This is a genomic window from Andreprevotia chitinilytica DSM 18519, assembly GCF_000711875.1.
Lineage (GTDB): Bacteria > Pseudomonadota > Gammaproteobacteria > Burkholderiales > Chitinibacteraceae > Andreprevotia > Andreprevotia chitinilytica.
This window is the reverse complement of the sequence record NZ_JONM01000001.1, coordinates 548,775-567,694: the sequence shown is the minus strand read 5'-3', so window position 1 is coordinate 567,694 and position 18,920 is coordinate 548,775. Positions and strand designations below refer to the sequence as shown.

Annotated in this window: 8 protein-coding genes; 1 reads left to right on the top strand and 7 read right to left on the bottom strand. The window is 59.3% G+C overall.

The features are described 5' to 3' along the window. Window positions 1–118: 118 nt before the first annotated feature. A complete protein-coding gene (gene modA / locus BR41_RS02480) occupies window positions 119–880 on the top strand; it encodes a molybdate ABC transporter substrate-binding protein (RefSeq protein WP_035052221.1) in 762 nt (253 codons plus the stop codon). Between the two features lie 9 nt (window positions 881–889). Here the strand turns inward: modA and BR41_RS02475 are convergent, their stop codons facing one another. From BR41_RS02475 to BR41_RS22600, 7 genes are all read right to left on the bottom strand, one after another. Beyond that, window positions 890–1,597: a thioesterase II family protein gene (locus BR41_RS02475; RefSeq protein WP_035052219.1), complete on the bottom strand. Its 708-nt coding sequence runs from the start codon at window positions 1,595–1,597 to the stop codon at window positions 890–892. Window positions 1,598–1,633: 36 nt separating this feature from the next. Then, window positions 1,634–2,995 (bottom strand): DUF1302 domain-containing protein, encoded by a 1,362-nt coding sequence (locus BR41_RS02470; protein WP_156970509.1) that lies wholly within the window; start codon window positions 2,993–2,995, stop codon window positions 1,634–1,636. A gap of 111 nt (window positions 2,996–3,106) precedes the next feature. Next, window positions 3,107–3,961, bottom strand: coding sequence for an outer membrane lipoprotein-sorting protein (locus tag BR41_RS22610; protein ID WP_051709855.1), 855 nt, complete (start codon window positions 3,959–3,961; stop codon window positions 3,107–3,109). 45 nt (window positions 3,962–4,006) lie between these two features. Further along, the gene (locus tag BR41_RS02460) at window positions 4,007–5,590 is read right to left on the bottom strand and encodes an FAD-dependent oxidoreductase (RefSeq protein ID WP_035052210.1); all 1,584 of its coding nucleotides are present in this window, start codon (window positions 5,588–5,590) and stop codon (window positions 4,007–4,009) included. A gap of 38 nt (window positions 5,591–5,628) precedes the next feature. Then, entirely contained in the window at window positions 5,629–6,285 is a 657-nt protein-coding gene (locus tag BR41_RS02455; protein ID WP_035052204.1) for an HAD-IB family hydrolase, read from the bottom strand. 3 nt (window positions 6,286–6,288) lie between these two features. Continuing rightward, a complete protein-coding gene (locus BR41_RS22605; RefSeq protein WP_051709850.1) occupies window positions 6,289–9,375 on the bottom strand; it encodes a beta-ketoacyl synthase N-terminal-like domain-containing protein in 3,087 nt (1,028 codons plus the stop codon). Window position 9,376: 1 nt separating this feature from the next. Next, entirely contained in the window at window positions 9,377–18,892 is a 9,516-nt protein-coding gene (locus tag BR41_RS22600) for a hybrid non-ribosomal peptide synthetase/type I polyketide synthase (protein ID WP_051709847.1), read from the bottom strand. Window positions 18,893–18,920 lie beyond the last annotated feature (28 nt).

Sequence of the window (18,920 nt, the reverse complement as noted above, 5' to 3'; positions counted from 1 at the left end):
GAATGATCAAGCCAGCGTTGCAACACCTGTGCGGTTGTCTGCGTATTGCCATTGATTGCGTTTGGCGGTTAAAACAAGCGCAAACCAATTTCCATCCAGAACCGCCTTGGGGTCATCAATGAAAGCATTACCGCTGAATTTTGCATTGGGTTTGATCCTCGCGACCGCAACAGCCGTCGCAACGGCTGATGAAGTGCTCGTTGCAGTCGCCGCCAATTTCACCGCGCCAATCCAGGCGATCGCCAAGGACTTTGAGCACGATACCGGACACAAGCTGGTGGCCTCCTATGGGGCAACCGGGCAGTTTTATACCCAGATCAAGAATGGCGCACCGTTCCAGGTGTTTCTGGCTGCGGATGACGCCACGCCGATCCGGCTGGAAAAAGAAGGGGAAATTGTCCCCGGCGCTCGTTTTACCTATGCGATTGGCAGTCTGGCGCTCTGGTCGGCGAAATCGGGTTATGTCGATGGCAATGGCGATGTACTCAAGCACAATGCCTTCATGCACTTGTCGATCGCCAATCCCGGCGTCGCGCCATACGGGCTCGCCGCCACCCAGGTCATTGCCAAGTTGGGCCTGACCGAAGTGCTCAAACCAAAGATGGTGGAAGGGCAAAATATTACCCAAGCCTATCAATTCGTCGCGACCGGCAATGCCGAGCTTGGCTTTGTTGCGCTATCGCAAATCTATAAGGACGGGAAGCTCACCAGTGGCTCGGCGTGGATCGTGCCTTCCAGTCTTTACGAGCCAATCCGGCAGGATGCGGTGTTGTTGCTCAAGGGCAAGGACAATGCCGCTGCGAAAGCGTTGATGGACTATCTGAAAGGCCCCAAGGCAGCGGCCGTGATCAACGCCTATGGCTATCAGCTGCAGAAATAGCCTTTTACCCTAAGCCACCGCTGTCACGCTCACGCTTAATATGTCGGCCACCCGATTAAACATCGGCGATGCTGCATCTGCCAAAAAGAAATGATTGCCCGGCACGGAAAAATGCTGGGCACTCACGGCCGTTTCATATTGCCAGGCCCGCACCCATTCACTCCGCACGGTGTGGTCCTGCTCGCCATGAAAACTGGTAATCGGCACCGGCAGCAGCGTGCCTTGAAAATAGTGATAGTTATCCAGCAGGCGGAAATCATTACGCAGGATCGGCATGACGATTTCCATCAATTCCGGACTGGCAATGACCTGATCCGAAATGCCGCCAAATGCCTTGATCCGGGTAATGAAACGCTCGTCATCAAACTCGGAAAATCGCTCATATTCCCCGGTCAGTGCCGGCGCGCCCCGCGCGGCGGCAAAGAAATGCACCGGCAGCGGCATGTTTTCACGCACCAGATAACGGATCAGTTCAAAGCCGATCAATGAACCCATGCTGTGACCGTAGATGGCAAACGGTGCGTCATTGTCCGCCAGATACTGTTGGGCCAGATGCCGCACCAGCACTGCCATATCGTCGATCAGCGGCTCGGAAAACCGCTGATCCCGGCCAGGCAGGCAAACCGGTACCACCGTAATGTGGGCTGGCATGCGGGCTTTCATTTGCCGGAATGCCAATGCGCCGCCGCCGGCATAGGGCAGGCAAAATAATTTCATTATCAAACAACCCGATCAAATATAGCGTCAGACAAATCAGAAAAAGCGGTCCACACCCAGCAGCACCCGGCTTTTATCGCGAAACTCGCCATACAGCCCGTTGATCGTACCCGCGTAGTGATCGAACTCGAAATAATAAGACGTCTTGTCGCTCTGGTTGTAACGCACCCGCGCCCGCAGCGCGGAATCCCGATCATTGATGCTGTACACGTAAAGCATTTCCGTGCGCCATGTCTGATTCAGGAAGGTTCTGGATGCATTCAGGGTCACGGTTGAATCGACCTTGTCGCGCACCAGCCCCTGATCGCTGCCGCTCAAGATGCTCTGGAAAAACTGCACGCTGAGCATGGTATCGGTCAGGCCGGAATAATCCACGCCGAACACATAACTGAATTCATGCCGGCTCACGGCGCCATTGTTATCGGTCGGGCTCTTGGTCAGTACATAAGTGTTGGAATTGAAACCATACTCGCCCCGGTAGACGAAGCTGCCCGATGCAAAAGAAAACGTGCCGCCGATCAAATGGCTACGCCGATAAGTCGGCGAAACCGTCACCACCGGATTGCCATTATTCGGGTCGAGCTGGCTATAGATCACCACATCATCGTTGTAGTGATACAGATAATTGAAGGTGAGATCGACCCCGCCAATCACTTTCGTCAAGCGAATGCCGTAATCCGCATCCTTGATCGGATTTCTGCCGGGCCGATCCACCTTGTTTTGCTGCACGGTGACCCCGGCCGGTGCCGCGCCGGGAATGATCTTGGGCGACGTCAGGTAATACCAGTTGGGCTCAGCGGAATAATCATTGAAGGTGGTATCCGGAATCCAGACCAGTTGCAGATCAAACGCCGGCAAGGTGACCTGATAGTTGGCCGACCACAACGGAATGCGCGCGTCGGCCGGGTCATCCATGATGAAATTGGTGAAATCAACCGGGTCGACCACATCCAGCACCCTTAAACCATCGGCAGTCCCCCAGACGATTTGCTGCTTGCCCAGCGTGAGCAGCCCATCTCCCACCTTGCTGGTCAAATAAAGCTCGCGTAGCTCCGCGCTTGAATAATCGTTGAAACGATATTTCTTTGACCAACTGGATCGCTCGAACTGATCGTCATAGGCCGCCTTATAGCCACCAAGCAGTGACAGGTTGAGCGCCGGTTTGAAAAACACGGTCGACGACTCACCAATGCCGACTTTCAGTTCCGGCTCGAACTTCACCAGGAATTTGTCGTCGCTGTTGTCGGTCTGGCGGGAATACTCCGTGCGGATGCGTCCGCCGGCATCCAGCAATGAGAATCGTGGGTGCTCCTCTTCTGCCTTGGCCGATTGCGCCGAATGAGTCGCCAAGATGGCAAGCAGCAGTTGCCCTGCGAGCAACCTGTTCGCAATAAACACAACACTCCCCTTTAAGCCGGAATTCGCTCTATCGCTTGGCGTGGCAAGCAGAGACGGCGTGGCCATCAACGATTGACGGCCACCATGAAGCGATGACGATGAGGTGCCGAATTACAACTCGCCCGTCTCGACATATTGGCGAGTGAATATCTTGGTAGGCAGTGTTTGATCCACCTTGAAGTCATTCATGATCAGGGTCGTTTTATGGCCGGACTCAACCGTCGTCATTTCAATGCGCATTGGCCGCCAAACGGTCTTGCTCTTGTCGGTTGTATATGGGCGGACATCTGACGAAGTTCGAACTTTGAACAGCACGCCGCTTTTGTTGAAGTAATGCTCTTGAATGGCAGCAAAATGCTGTTGCTCAACCCAGATGATCCGCTTGCTGTTTTCGCTGTCGCGGATTTCCTGTTCGGTTGAAGGTAGCGCCTCGATCACCCAGCACAATTTCTTCACCCCCAGCGCATCAGGAATGGTTTCCTCCCGCAAGAATTTGTAGGTGTGATTTTTGGAGCCAACCACGCCATCCTTGACTTCAAAATCCTCATAGCTGAAATCAGTACCCATAAAGCTTTCGCCTTTGCTGGATGCCGAAATCCGGCGCACCTTTTTCAGCGCCGGCAGAAACAGCCAGCGATCATCATCTTCATTCGCGTTTTCATGCTCCAGGGTCAAAATCCGCACATCTTTCACATCACGCGGCGAATTGAATTTCAGATAAATCTTTCGTGCCAGACTATTGGTGTCATCAATCAGCATCAAGACTTCGCGCACGCGTGCATCGCCATTGGCGTTCGTCAGCGTCATCTGCATGCTGGATTGTTCGGTAATACTCTTGCGGGAAACCTCGTTGGCCAGCATGACCCCTTGTGCGGTCAGGCTCTTGGCCGGCTCTGCATACACCGGCACGCTCAAGAATAAAGCCAGACCAGCCGCAGCCAGAGGTTTCAATACGGAGTGCTTCATTGCCATTTCCTTTGATTGCCTGATTTAAAAACTGGATTTCCAAGCTCAACTGGCGTGCAACAGTTCCAGCACCCCATCAATTTCCTTGATGTCGACATCCCGCGCCGCATAAGAGACGTAACCATCCGGCCGAATCAGGATCACGCCCGTACCGGATTGGGTCAGGCGGATGACCGAATCGTCATGCATGGTCAGCGCGCAGCCGATTTCATCGCGGGCGTTGCTATTGGCCCCGGCGGCATAGATCAACTCAACGGTATCCGGCTTGTTCTCGCACAGCGACTCCAGCTGTCTGGATGCCGGGAAGCCCGCTTTGGCATCCACATAAAGCAGGCTGTATTTCTTCTGCGGCAATACGCGGTGCAGATAATCGGTGCGATTTTTGACCTGAATCTGCAAATCGGGCAGGCGCTGGCCCGCATTCAAGGTGCTCTCTGAACCGGATTTGAAGACTGTGCTGCAATCGCCGTAGTGGATGGCAATCCCTGAAGCATTGCCGACCAATTGTTTTTGCACTTTGGGGGATGAAAACAATACCGGCAGCGCCAGGTTTCTGAGCATGACCTTGATCGGATTCTTGGTTGCGAAGCGTTTGGTCAAGGCATCGGTGTTATCCAGCACGATCTGGGCCACGTGCCGGCGCTCGTGCGCATAGCTGGCCAGCAGATTACGGCCGGCTTTGCCATCCAGTACCAGCGCCATTTTCCACGCCAGATTGAATGAATCCTGAATGCCGGTATTGAGGCCCTGCCCGCCAATGGGGCTATGGATATGGCAAGCATCGCCCGCCAGGAAGATATTGCCCTGCTGGAATTCATCCGCCAGTCGCTTGTGATAGCGGGTATTGCTGATCCACTCCGGCTCCGACAGCCGGATATCACTAAAGCCCTTTTCCACCAGTAAAGCGTGCACATCATCCAGCGTTGGTTCGGATTTGAAATAGCCGGATGGGATATCGAGCACGATGCGGTGCTTGCGTCCGGCAAACGGCATGATCATCAGATAGCCGCGACTGGATAGATAGGTATGCGCCTCGTAGCCGTTCCCTTCCCATTCGACCTTGGCATCCACCACCAGGAATTCGCTGTCGTAGGTATCGCCACTGAATGGAATGCCGAGATATTTGCGCACTGCGCTATGCGCGCCATCTGCGCCCACCAGATAGACATGCTCGTGCTGATGGGTAATGTCATCTGCATCGGTGGTGGTAATGCTCACCGACTGCGGCGATTCGGCCGCTTGTTCAGCCGAAACGAAGGCGTGACCGTAGAGAATCTGCCCGCCCAATGCTTCCAGACGCGCCGTCAGGATTTCTTCCAGCCGGTATTGCGGAATGCTGATGAAATAAGGGAATTCGCCTTCCAGATTGCGGAAGTCGATGGTGCCCAGCTTGTTTTTTTCTGAATACAGGCTCATGCGCCGAATGGCGCGGCCTTCCTGAATGATCTGTTCTTCCACGCCAATCTTGCGAAACAACTCCAGCGTGCGGGCATGCAGCGCAAATGCCTTGGATACTTTCGCTTTGGTGGTTTGCTTTTCATAAACCCGGGTCTGATGACCCAGATTTTGCAGAATGCATGCCAGCGTCAACCCGACCGGGCCTGCACCGACGATACCGATCTCAATCATGTCTTGCCTCATATTGGCTGTTAAACCGGTAACGGGGGCTATTGAACGCACAGCCGCTGGTCGTTTCGGTGCAAATCGTCAAAGGTCAGGTAATAAGCAAAATCGGCCGCATTGAGCATGTCGATATCGCCTTCGCTATCACCGTACACATGCAATTCGTAATCCTGCAGCGAGCCCAGGTGGCGTTGCAGGCAGACCAGCTTTTCCTTGCCCTGGCAGTGCGTGCCATGCAAATTGCCGGTCAAGCGGCCATTGCTGTCCACTTCGAATTCCGAGCCAAAGACGGTGGCGATCCCTACGCTGCGGGACCAGGGCTCCAGATAGGATTTGGCGCTATTGCTGATCAGCAGCAATTCACTGCCTTGGCTGCGATGCGCATTGATCGATGCCAAGGCCTGCTCTTTCACCCAGGCGGGAATCTGCTCTTTGGCGAATGCCTCGGCCGTTTGCTTGAAATGCTGTTCGGTCAGCCCTTTCAATAGACGACGAATCAGCACTTCACGTGCAGCCATGATGGATGCGCCGCGATAATAAATGCCGATGATCCACGGAATCATCGTGACGACGGTGAACCAGAATTTGTACGGCCCGACCAGCGCCCGCAGAAAGCGCCAAAAGGTATGGCGATCGGTAATCGTGCCGTCGAAGTCATAGACGGCAACGGTTTTCTTTTTCCCGGCAATAACGGTGCTCATGATTCACCCTGCAATGATGGCTACGCCGTCGCGTACGACGTCATAGCTTTCGGCGGAGAAAATGACTGCTTGCGATTGCATGCGGCCAATGGATTTGCCGCGCTGGATAAAGGCCGTTTTGGCGGTGGCGCGTTCCAGCACGTCGTTCTTGAAACTCACATCCACGAATTGCATGGTTAGGAAGACCGGCGCATCCAGTTCGGCAAAGTGCTCAAAGCTGGAGGAAAGATCATTCATGATGAATTTGAAGCCCAGCGGCACCTGGAAATACTGATGCACGATGGCCGTTGCGGCCTGCCGGGCGGCTTCGATCAGATACAGGCCGGGCACATGATCCTGCGCATGTTCGTAGTGATAGTCGTGCGTGACATCCTGCGTGATTTCAGCAGCGAACAAATCCGCCGAAATCGGCGCGGTGCGCGCAACCAATACGTTTTTGAGCAGTGATTTATGTACCAGCTTGCGATCCAGCCTTTGCAGATCCGGGAAGGCGGATGATTCTGCCCATTCGCGAATGAAGGCCAGTGGATCGGCCTCGTCCGTTACATCGGCGAGCACGGTCGATTCGAGCTGGTTTCTGGCCTGATAGGCGGTCAGCCATGCCACCAGATCGCCGACCTTGCCACTATCGAAATAGAGCGGCAGGGGGATGCGTTCCTGCAAGCCGAATTGCTTGGTGAGCGATGCATTCAATTCCGCCAGCATCATCGATTCCATCACCAGATCACGCTGGAATTGCGTCTCTTCGCTGATGGCTGCCGCATCGATCTTGGCAAAGTCGGCAATGATGCCGATGACGTCCTGAGCGGTAATCGCATTGGCCCGTGGCACGGTATTGGCCGGCTGGCGCTTGGCTGCGGGCGTTGCATCGATCCAGCAGCGCACTTTTTCAAAGGGATAGGTGGGCAAGCTGGTTTTCTGGATGTCGCCGCCTTGGTAGATGGCGGTCCAATTCAGCGTGGCACCGCCGACATAGGCTTGGCCTAGTGCGCGCAGCAGGGCCTCGTTCAGGGCGGCAATGTCTTGGCCGATCTGGATCGCACCAACAATCGCGGCGTCAGCGGCTGGCGTATCGGCAGCCAGCCAGCAATCCGGCGCTTGCACTGTGTGGTAACGGCCGTCTGTGCTCGAGCCAAGCCGGTAGATTGCGGCCCGACCAAGATCCAGTGACTGGCGGACCAGGCTTTCCTTGGGTAGGCGCTGATGGCACACCAGCACCGCGCGCACCGCTTGTTCCAGATTGATCACGCCGGTCGCGAGGCATGCTGCCGCCAGATTGGCCGCGTCGGTGTGAATGTGGCCGAGTGGCAAGCCGGCTTGAGCAAGCCACTGCGCATAAGCCAGTTGCACCACGGCGCTATTGAAGCGGCGGGCTTCGGCGGCGTTGGGCTGCCAGCCCGGTGCGGCGAGCTTGGCGACAAGCGCATCGATCGCCTGCAAGTGGCGCTGCACGCCAAGGCCGACAGTACTCCCCTCCTCCTCGACCAAGCGCCGATCCAGTTCGGCCTCTTGCAGCACCAAGGCATCAGGGGCAGAAAGCGCGGCTTCGCGGCTGTTCAGCTGGGCCAGCAAGCCCGCCTTGTCGTTAGCTAGTAACGCCAGTCGATGCGGGTAATGCTGCCGGCCGACGGCGGCCGAATACGCCACCTGATCCAGCGCGGCGGCATCGCCGGCCAAGTAGCCGGCGTAGATGTCTTTCAGTCGCGCCAGGGCGGTTTCGGTCTTGGCCGACAAAGGGATCAGATAGGGCCCGGCCAGTGGTTGCGGCTCGGCTTCATCCGGCTGGTAGGACTCCAGAATCACATGCGCATTGGTGCCGCCAATGCCGAACGAGCTGACGGCGGCAATCCGGTTTTCGGCCAACTCGGCCGGCCAGCTGGCAGCGGTGGTGTTGATCGTGAAGGGCGTCTGTTCGAAGCGGATGTTCTTGTTCTGGCGCTGGAAGTTGAGCAGCGGCGGGATGAGGTTGTCGCGGATCGCAAACACGCTCTTGAACAGGCCCGCCATGCCGGCGGCGGCTTCCAGATGGCCGATATTGGCCTTCACCGAACCTAGGTAACGGCTGCCGGGCTTGGCCCCTTCGGCCAGATACAGCTCGGACAACGCTGTCACTTCGATCGGGTCACCCAGCGGCGTGGAGGTGCCGTGACCTTCCACGTAGCCGACTTCCGGCGCGGTGATGCCGGCATCGGCCAGCGCCTCGGCGATCACGGCGATCTGGCCGTCGGTGCTCGGTGCAGAAAAGCTGACCTTGGCCGCGCCATCGTTATTGACCGCACTGCCGCGAATCACCGCATAGATTTTGTCGTTGTCGGCAATGGCGTCTTCGATGCGCTTGAGCAAGACCACCCCGGCCCCGCTGCCGAAGACCGGGCCGGAGCCCTCCGCGTCGTAGGGGCGGCACAGGCCATCCTTCGAGCTGATGCCGCCCTCTTGATGCAGATAGCCGACGTCGTTGGGGATGTTGATCTTGGCTGCACCGGCCAGCGCCATATCGCACTCGTACGATTGCAAGGCGCGGCAAGCCTGATGCAGGGCGACCAGCGAGGTGGAGCACGCGCTATTGATCGCCAGGCTGGGGCCGGTCAGGTTGAGCTTGTATGACACCCGCGTCGCCGCGTATTCCTTGTCGTTGCCCATCAGAATCTGCAGGCCGGCCAGTTGGTCGTGCTCGTCGATTTCGCCGCTCAGATTCGAGACCAGATAGTTGCAATAGCCAGCGCCGAGATACACCCCGACCTTGGCTTGCAGCGTTTCCGGCACGTAGCACGCGTCTTCAAATACCTCGTGCGCCAATTCGAGCAGGATGCGCTGTTGCGGGTCGATGATGCTCGCCTCACGCGCGCCATAGCCGAAGAAGTCATGATCGAAGCAATCGATATCGGCCATATTGCTGGCGGCGCGAATGTAGTGCTTGTTGGCGAGCCATTCCGGCGCGATGCCCTGCTCGATCAATTCGGCTTCATCCAGTGGCCGGATCAACGATTCGCCATTGACCAATGCGCGCCAGAAGTCATTCAGGCTGGTGGTATTGGGCATGCGCCCGGCCATGCCGATGATGGCAATACGGCCTTCGTAGCGTGGGTTCATGTCAGACGTTCTCCACATCGGTGGCGTTGCGCGGGCGGTTCTTGTTGCGGGCGGAAGCCCGTTTGGCGGCACGGTCACGGCTATCGCTGAAATCGCGTTTTTCATCCGGGTCTTTGTGCAGGAAGGCCACCAGGCTGCGCAACGTCGGATAACGGAACAGATCGGTCACGGCCAGTTCGCGGCCCAGGTCTTCCTTGAAGCGCTTCTGGATTTTCACCATGTGGATCGAATTGGCGCCCATTTCGAAGAAATTGCCGTCGATGCTCACGCGGGGCACGTTGAGGATTTCGGCCAGGATGTCGGCGAAGCGTTGTTCGACCGGTGAAGTGGGCGCTGCAAAGACTTCCGGCTCTTTCAGGGCCGCAAAGGTATTGGCGCTGGCCTTGAGTGATTTACGGTCGATCTTGCCGTTCTCAGTCAGGGCCAGTTTTTCGTGCAATACGAACCGCGTCGGCACCATGTATTCCGGCACGTATTGGCGCAGGTGTTCTTGCAGGCGTTCTTCCAGCGTCAGCGCGGAAACGGTTGTTTCTTCGGTATCTGCATCGGCGGCGGCTTTGGGCTTTTCCAGCCAATAGCTGGTTTGCTCTTCAGAGATGCCGCCACCGGTCAGGCTGTGCACCACGATATGGCTATCGGATAACTGCAGTGCTTCCCGGAATGCCGCGCTTTCCTGAATGCCGCCGACCGGGCACAGGCCAACCAGATTGCCGACCGCTTCGGTCATCAGCAATTGGCCGACATAACCGGCTTCGAGCAGGCAGAAATCGCGGGCCACTTCGCCATACATGGGCTTGATCGCCGCCAGATCGGCCACCAGGAACAGGCTGAATACGGCGGCCTCGGCCAGGGGCTTCAGGTAACCGGCGTAGAGCTGTTCATTGATATCGCTCGCGCCGGTCAGTTGCACCAGCTCGCTGGCGGACGGGTCGTAGTAGTAATACCCGCCGACAACGCCCGGAATGGCATCCGGCTTGATATAGAGATACGCCTGCACCGGGTACAAGCCGCCAGCGGATGGGTAGCGGTATTTGGGCAAGACCTGGCCATCCATTCGCTCGATGGAGAGCGGGGCCAGCAGTTGCTCCAGTTTGGCTAGCGTCAATTCGCCGTTGTACTGGCGGAAGCTCTGCCGGCGCAGGTATTGCTCCAATCGCGATTCATCGCCCCGCAGCAATTCCAGCCGGGCCAGATTCGGGTTGAAGTGGCGGATGCCCCGCTCGCCCAGCGTGAATTCCAGCCGCTCGATCGGGTTGGTGAGCACATCGCGCTGTTCGTCTTCGGACAGGAAATCGGCGGTCTTGTTGGCCTGGGCCATGTTCTTGCCGACACCGGCCATGGCAATGTGCGCCACCAGATGCTTTTGCAGCCCGTCACCGGCATCCACCACGGCGGCGTTTTCCACGCCGGGGAAGGCCAGCAAGGCGTGCTCGATTTCACCGGCTTCGATCCGCTGGCCGCGAATCTTCATCTGGAAATCACGGCGGCCGAGGAATTCGATTCGGCCATCAGGTAGATAGCGGCCCAAGTCACCAGTCTTGTAGATCAATTGATCGGTATACGGGTGGCGGACAAAGCTGCGGGCGGTATTGTCGGGGTCGTTCAGATAACCCGGTGCCACGCATTCGCCGGCGCAATGCAATTCGCCTTCGACCCAGACCGGGCACGGCTTGCCGCTCGCGCCAAGAATGAAATACTGGCTGTTGCTGATCGGTTTGCCGTACGGAATGCTCGCCCAATCCGGCTGGGCATCGTTCATGAAATTCCAGATATTCCAGACCGTGGTTTCAGTCGGGCCGCCAATGCTGAGCAGATCGGCAATCGGCGCTACGCGTTTGATGCGGCTCGGAATGGCCGGCGGCACCCAATCCCCGCCCAGAATCACCACGCGTAATTCCGGCAATGCCACGGCGGCAACCGGTGCGCCGACGACGTGCTCCACCTCGTCGCCGGGTTCGCCAATGGCTTCCAGCAGCATATCCATCAATGCAGGCACGGAATTCCACAGCGATACGCGGTGGGCTTGCATCAATTGCAGCCAATGCAATGGCTCACGGCGCTTGTCTTCATCCGGGATGACGATGGCCGCGCCGGCCGAGAGACAACCGAAGATGTCGTACACCGACAAATCGTGATTCAGCGCGGTGATGTTGAAGGCGCGATCGTTGGCATTCACGCCGAAGTGATCGTTGGTGTGCTCCACCATATTGATCACGTTGCGATGCGTGATCATCACGCCCTTGGGCTTGCCGGTGGAACCGGAGGTGTACAGCACGTAGGCCAGATCACGCTGGGACTGTACCGGGGCGAGGTCATCCGCGTTCGGTTCGGCTGCGAGCACCGCTGCTACCGTTTCGACGATGACGTTCTCCGGCCATTGCCGGCGTTGCGGCGCCTGGCTGCCGCCTTCGTCGCTGGTCAGTACCACTTTGACGTCGCCGTTTTGCAGCAGGTAATCGATGCGGCTTTGCGGCTGGTTGATATCGACCGGCAGATAAGCGCCGCCCGCGATCAGGATGCCCATCACCGCCGTGATCTGCTCGGCCCCCTTGCCGATGGCCACCGCCACCAGATCGTTGCGGCCGATGCCCTGGCAGCGCAGGAAATGCGCGATCTGGTTGGCTTGGGCGCGCAGTGCTTGATACGAAACCTCACCGCGTGAGGTGATCACGGCCGCGTGGTTGGGGAACAGCTCGGCGGCGGCGTAGAACTTCTCTTGCAGCAACAGATCGCTGATCGGCCGCAGCGTGGCGTTGGCTTCGTCGAACAGTGCCACTTGCGATGGCGGCAGCAGATTGATGCGTTGCTGCGCCCACGTTGCGCCATCCTGTGCCAGTGCTTCGATCATGCTGCAGTAGGCGGCGAACATGCTGTCCACCATACCGGCCGGGAACAGCTCTTCCACGCCGTCCCAGTTGAATTCCAGCCCGCCGCTTTCGTACCAGACGTGCACATCGAGCCATACCTGTGGTGTCTGGCTGATGGTGTACTGAATCTCGCCCAATTCACGCGTGATCATCGATTTGAGCGATGAATCCCACTCATCCACGCCGGAAGGCAGGCTGGTATACACGCAAGGGTAAGCACCGGCCGCGATCTTGCCGCGCACCTGATTGATCATGCGCATGATCTGCACGCCGCCGATATGGTGGTGCTGCAGCCCTTCCATCATCTGGCGCTGCACTTCCTTCACCCGATCGACGAAGCTCATCTGCACCGAGTAATCGCACTCCACCAGCGTGAACGACGAGAAATTGCCCAGCACGTTGTTCACGTCCGGATGCCAGCCCTGGCGGTTGAATACCGGTACGTTGATGCAGAAGCGCGGGCTGCTGCTCCAGGTGGCCAGCACTTCGCCATACACCGCCAGCAAGACGGCGGCCTGCGTCAGACCGTGCTGGTGCATGTGGGTCTTGAACGACTCCCACTGCGCTACCGGCAAGCTGCTTTCCCAGCGTTTGCTGCGGTGGTTCTTGACCTGCGACGGCTTCTTGGCGAGCGGCAGCTCCGGTGCCGGTGCGATGGTTTCGATGCGCTTGGTCCAGTAATCCAGGCTGCGCTGATACGCCTTGGTGCCTTCTTGTGCACGCAGCGTCAGCACGTAATCGCGGAAGGTCATTTCCAGCGCCGGCAGCGGGTGCTCCAGATCCTTGTACAGCAGGATCAACTCGCGGAAGAGGATCAGGAAGCTGCGGAAGTCGAGGTAGGTGCCATCCACGCTGATGTGCAGCCGGGTCTTGTTGCCGTCGAGCAGGCTGGCGCGTAGATCGAAGGCCGGCCAGGTATCGAGCGGCAAGACCTGATGCGACATTTCCTCGCGGATTTCCGCCAGCTGGGCGGCCACCTGATCGGCCGGCAAGCCGCGCAGATCGTGCTCGGCAATCTGGTACGGCGCCGGGTGCTGGATCACCACTTGCTCGCCGCTTGGCAGGATGTAGGCGCGCAGCATGTCGTGGCGATTGACCAGCCGCCGCCATGCTTCGCCAAAGCGGGCCAGATCGAGCGAATCGCTCTCGATTTCCTTGTAGCCATGCAATGACAAGCCACCCAGATCGAACACCCCGGTGCGGCCGATCCAGTACGCCTGCTGCATATCGGTGATGGGGAACGGCTCATGGCGTTCCTTGTCGCGGATGACGAGCGCGATTTCTTCGTCATCGCCCGCTAGCTCGCCCACGCTGGCATTCACCGCCTGCACCAGCTGGCCCAGCGTCATGCCGGCCATCATGTCGGCGATGGCGACATTCGCGCCGAAGCGCTTTTGCAGCTTGTTGCGCAAATCCACCGCGATCAGCGAATCCACGCCGAGTTGGGTCAGTTCGACCGCGTCATCAGCAAAGGCATCGCCGTGGTAGTTCAGCGCTTTGGCCAGCAAGACGACTGTGGCTTGGCGCACGGCTTGGGCACGTTCTTCCGCGCTCAGACCATCCAGATCGAGCTGACCCTCGTTACCGTGATGGGCGGTGATCAGCTTGCTCAGTAGCGGCGAGGCCTTGGCCCCGCTGCCGTACTTCGCCCAATCGATATCGATCAGCGCCACGTTGCTGGCCGCCCGGTTGGCGACGCTGGCGAAGGCGGCAATGCCGCGTTCCAGATCGAAGGCTTGAATGCCACGGTTGCGGTAGTAACGCTGCACCGATTCATCCAGCCGGCTGGCCATGCCCACGTCGGCCCACGGGCCCCAGCCAATCGAGAGGCCAATGCCCCGCGTGGCGCGCAGGTTGTGCAGCGCGGCGTTCAGATAGGCGTTGGCGACCGCATAGGCGGCTTGGCCGTTGGTGCCCAGTAGCGCGGACATCGACGAGAAACCGACCACATGCTTGAGCGGATGATCCGCCAGCACCTGCAGCAAATACGCCGTGCCGGCCACCTTGGGCGCCAGTACCTGCTCGATCGAGGCGCGATCCAGCTCTTGCAGCGGCTGATCACGCACCACGCCCGCCGCGTGGATCAAACCAGTGAGCGCAATGCCGTCTTCTTTCAGGCCGGCAGCCCAATGCGCTAGCGCGGCGGCGTCATTGATATCGCAACGTGCGATGCGGATCGGCAGACCCTGCAGCACGCATTGTTCGATGAAGGCGTTCAAGGCGGCGTTCGGCTCGCTGCGGCCCAGTAGCACCAAACCTTGCGCAGCCGTTTTCGCCAGATATTTGGCGATTTCCAGACCGATGCCGTTAAAGCCACCGCTGATGGCATACCAGCCTTGCGTCAATGCGGGTGCGGCTGTTGCAGTGGCAGGCAGCAAATACGGTGCGAGGCAGCTGGTCGCCTGCACGGCAACCTGTTCCGCTTCGCAGCCCAGGCCGCGATTCAGCAGCGCGACCAGATCGTCGTTTTGCGCCGTGGCATCGATGCTGATCGACTTCAGCGCCAGCGTGACGCCTTCATTGGCCAGCACCCGGAACAGCGCCTGAATGGCTGCCGCATGGGTGTTTACCGTCTGGCCGGCATCGATCGCAGCTGCGTTGTGGCCGAGGTAGACAAAGCCGTGCTGCACCAGCCGTTGCTCGCGCTCGATCGCTGAAATCAATGACGAGATCAGCAGGATTTCCTGTGCCAGGGCATTGGGGTGAGTCGCTTCAGCGTCATCCTCCGGCCCGGCATAAATGATGCCGGCGAAGGCCTGACCAGCGGCATGCTGTGCCAGATACTGCTGCCAGCTCGCAGCCAGTTCCGGCACGGTTGCGCCGTGGAAATCGACGGCGGCAAGGTCAACATGTAAGGCCGCAACCGAGGCGGTATCAAAGGCGGTTTTCAGCGTGTTCGAGCCCACCAGCAGCCACGGCAAGGCCTGATCAGCGGCGATGCGCACCTTGTCATCCGTCGCTACGGCTTGCCAAGCCAAGTCATACACCACCGACTTGGCCGCAGTCTTTTTCGACAGCATCTGGAACAGGCCGTCTTCGTTGGTCACCCGCGCCTGGAAGCCCTTGATGCGCGCCACCACGCTGCCGTCGTCGGTAAACAACACGATATCGCCGATGACGCGGTTGCTGGCTTCGGTCGGTTTTTCGCGCAGCGTGGCCACGCACCACAGCGGTTGGGCGTTGTTGGCCAGCTTGCGGTACTGGAAGCTTTCCATCGTGAACGGGATGTAGATCTTGCCGGTGTTGAGGCTGGTCTTTTCGCCATTCGCGCAGCAGGCAATCAGCTGGAAGCAGGAGTCGATCAGGCCGGGATAGAGGCCGTAGTCATTCGCGCCGTCCGGCAATGCGGGCGGGGCCATGCGGGCCAGCACGGTGGCATCGCGCTGCCAGCCTTCCTGAATCCAGCAGAAGGCGCTGCCCAGCGTGTAGCCCAGCTCCCAGAACTCTTCGTAGAACGATGCGCCGCTGAACTGGCGATCGAAATCCTGCTGGTAGCTGCGCCATTGTGTGACGTCGTCAGCTGCGTTGCCGATGTCCACTTGCGTGAGCAATTTGCCTTCAACGTGCAGCCGGTGCGCATCGATCTGGTCGGCAATGCGCTTGAGCTGGATATTGAAGCCGGTTTCGCCGCTGTGCTTGAGGTACAGCTGGATCATGGCGTCTTCGGCATCGCCCAGCGTCAGCGCCTCGGGGAACAGCAAATCCTGCAGCTCGAACACCTCGCCAGCGAAGGTTTTCTCAGCCGCCAGCAAGATCATGGCGACGTGCGAAGCGGCCGGCACCACCACCTGGTTGTAGAGGCGGTGATGATCGAAATAGGCCGGCGAGCGGGTGAACCAGTTCGCCATGAACAAATGATCGTGGCTATCCGGCAGCGGCAGCGCCGTGCCCAGCAGCGGATGGCCGGCCGGTTTGGCGCGCGCCACATCGGTAGACTGGCGCGAGTGGCTGCGCTTCACGTCTTCGAGCCAGTAGCGTGCATTCTGCAGCGGGTGGCCGGGGATTTGCGCCTGCGGGATAGCCTTATCGAACACGTGCTGCCAGTTGATGGCCTGACCGCGTTCGAACAATTGCGCCAGCACGTTATTGATCGGCTCCCAGCATTGGCCTTGCCGCAAGGACGGCAGCCACAGCGCGGTATCGTTACTGACGCAGCGGCGGCCCATGCCCAGCAAAGTGGCGGCAGGGCCGACCTCCAGATACACCGCGACATCGGCGGCGTTGGTCGTTTGCATGCCGCCGTGGAAATTGACCGGTGACAGCACGTGCTCCACCCAGTAATCCGCGCTGCAGAAACGCTCGGTTTCGGCTTGACCGGTCACGTTCGAAATCAGGCTGTAGTTGGGCAGCGAATAGCTGATTTCCTCGGCCACGGCGCGGAATTGCGCCAGCATCGGCTGCATCAGCGGCGAGTGGAAGGCGTGCGATACCTTGAGTGGCTGGCACGCCACGCCGGCTTGCATCAGCGCTTGCTCGATGGCTTTGATCGATGCCTCCGCGCCAGACAGCACCACGCTGGCCGGGCCGTTGATCGCACCGACCGAGACATCCGCAAACGGGGCGAGGAACGGCTCCACCTGCGCCAGCGGCGCCAGTACCGCCAGCATGCCGCCCCGCTCGCTCAGCTCAGACATCAAGCGGGCGCGGGCGCAGATCAGCTTGCTTGCGTCGGCCAGGCTGAACACGCCGGCAATGGCAGCGGCGGCAAATTCGCCCACGCTATGCCCCATCAGGTACTGCGGTTCGATACCCAGATCGAGCCAGAACCGGGCCAGCGCATATTCCAGCGCGAACAAGGCCGGCTGGGTGTAGCGGGTTTCGTTCAGATCAGCGCTGTGCTCACCCCACAGTACCGAGAACAGCGGCTGATCCAGATGCTGATCGATCTGCTCGGCGCATTGATCCAGATGCCGGCGGAACAACGGATTGGTCTGGTACAGCGTTTGGCCCATTTCCGCGTATTGCGAACCCTGGCCGGTGAACAGGAAGGCGATCTTGCCCAGCGGCGGATGATTGGCCGGCTCGGCCTGCGACAGCGAATGCAAGCGGCTGCGCACTTCATCCCGGGTGGCAGCGAAAAACGCCACGCGGTGCTCGAAGCTGCTGCGGCCCAGTGCGCACGCCTTGGCGAATTGCGCCAGCGGCACATCATGGCTGGCGAGATAGCGCTGGTAGTGATCGAGCAGCTGCAGGAGCGCCGGCCGGCTGCGGGCCGAGATCACAATGGGCAGCGGTTGGGTGGTCTCTGCGCCAGCTGTCGCATCGATGGCGGCCGGCTCATGCGCCGCCACAATCAAGTGCGCATTGGTACCGCTGAAGCCGAAGGAACTCACCCCGGCAATGGCTCGCTCCGCAGTTGGCCAGGCGCTCAATTTGCCCGGCACGACCAGCCGCGAAAAATCGGCGGCAATCTTGGTGTTCAGTGCATCGCAATGCAGGTTGCCGGGAATCTGCTTCTTTTGCAGGCACAGCACAGCCTTGATCAATGAGGCGATGCCGGCAGCGGATTCGGCATGGCCGATATTGGATTTGAGCGCGCCCAGATACAGCGGATTGGCGACGGAATGACTGGCGCCGTAGACCGCATCCAGTGACTGGACTTCGATCGGGTCGCCCAGACCGGTGCCGGTGCCGTGCGTCTCGATATAGTGGACTTGCTCCGGCCCGATATTGGCGGCATTGAGCGCCTCGCGGATCACCGCAATCTGCGCCGGGCCGTTCGGGGCGGTCAGGCTGCTGCTGCGCCCGTCGTGATTGACGGCCGAGCCCTTGAGCACGGCCAGCACCTTGTCGCCATCGCGCTCGGCATCGGCCAGCCGTTTCAGGATCACCACGCCGCAGCCTTCGGCGCGCACGTAGCCATCGGCCGAGTCGGAGAACGTGCGGCAGCGGCCGGTGGGCGACAACATATTGGCTTTGGAGAGCGACAGGAACGTCTCCCCCGCGACCAGCACGTTCACGCCGCCGGCAATCGCCAGCTTGCTCTCGCCGTTGCGCAGACTCTGGCACGCGAGGTGCACTGCCACCAGCGACGACGAGCACGCTGTATCGATCGCCATGCTCGGACCTTGCAGGCCAAGCGTGTAGGCCACACGGCCGGCAATCACGTTCAGGGCGTTGCTGCTGGCGACGTGGCCGATGTTTTCGCTGGCGGCCGAATCGTAGCAACGCTGCATGTATTCGTTATCGCCCACACCCATGAAGACGCCGGTTTTTGAGCCTGCGAGCGAGCTGGCCGCGATGCCGGCCGATTCCAGCGCGCGCCAGCTGATTTCCAGCGCCAGCCGTTGCTGCGGGTCCATCGTTTGCGCTTCACGCGGCGAGATGCCGAAGAACAGCGGATCGAACAGTTCGACGTCGTCCACCAGACCTGCGCTCAGGGTGTAGGCCTTGTCCGGCTCGTTCGCGCTGCCCAAGTAATCTGCGGTGTTCCAGCGGGATGAGGTGTCGTCGCTCACGCCGTCGATGCCGGCTTCCAGCATGGCCCAGAAGCTGGCCGGATCGTTGCTGCTGCCGGGAAAGCGGCAGCTCATGCCGATGATGGCAATGTCCTTGTCTTCGGTAGCGGCTTGCAGACTGGATAATTTCTCTTGTTGCCTGGCGATCAAACGCATCAATTGTGATTTGGAAAATTGCTCGATATCAGCCACGTGATGACCCTTTATCTAATTTGGTGAA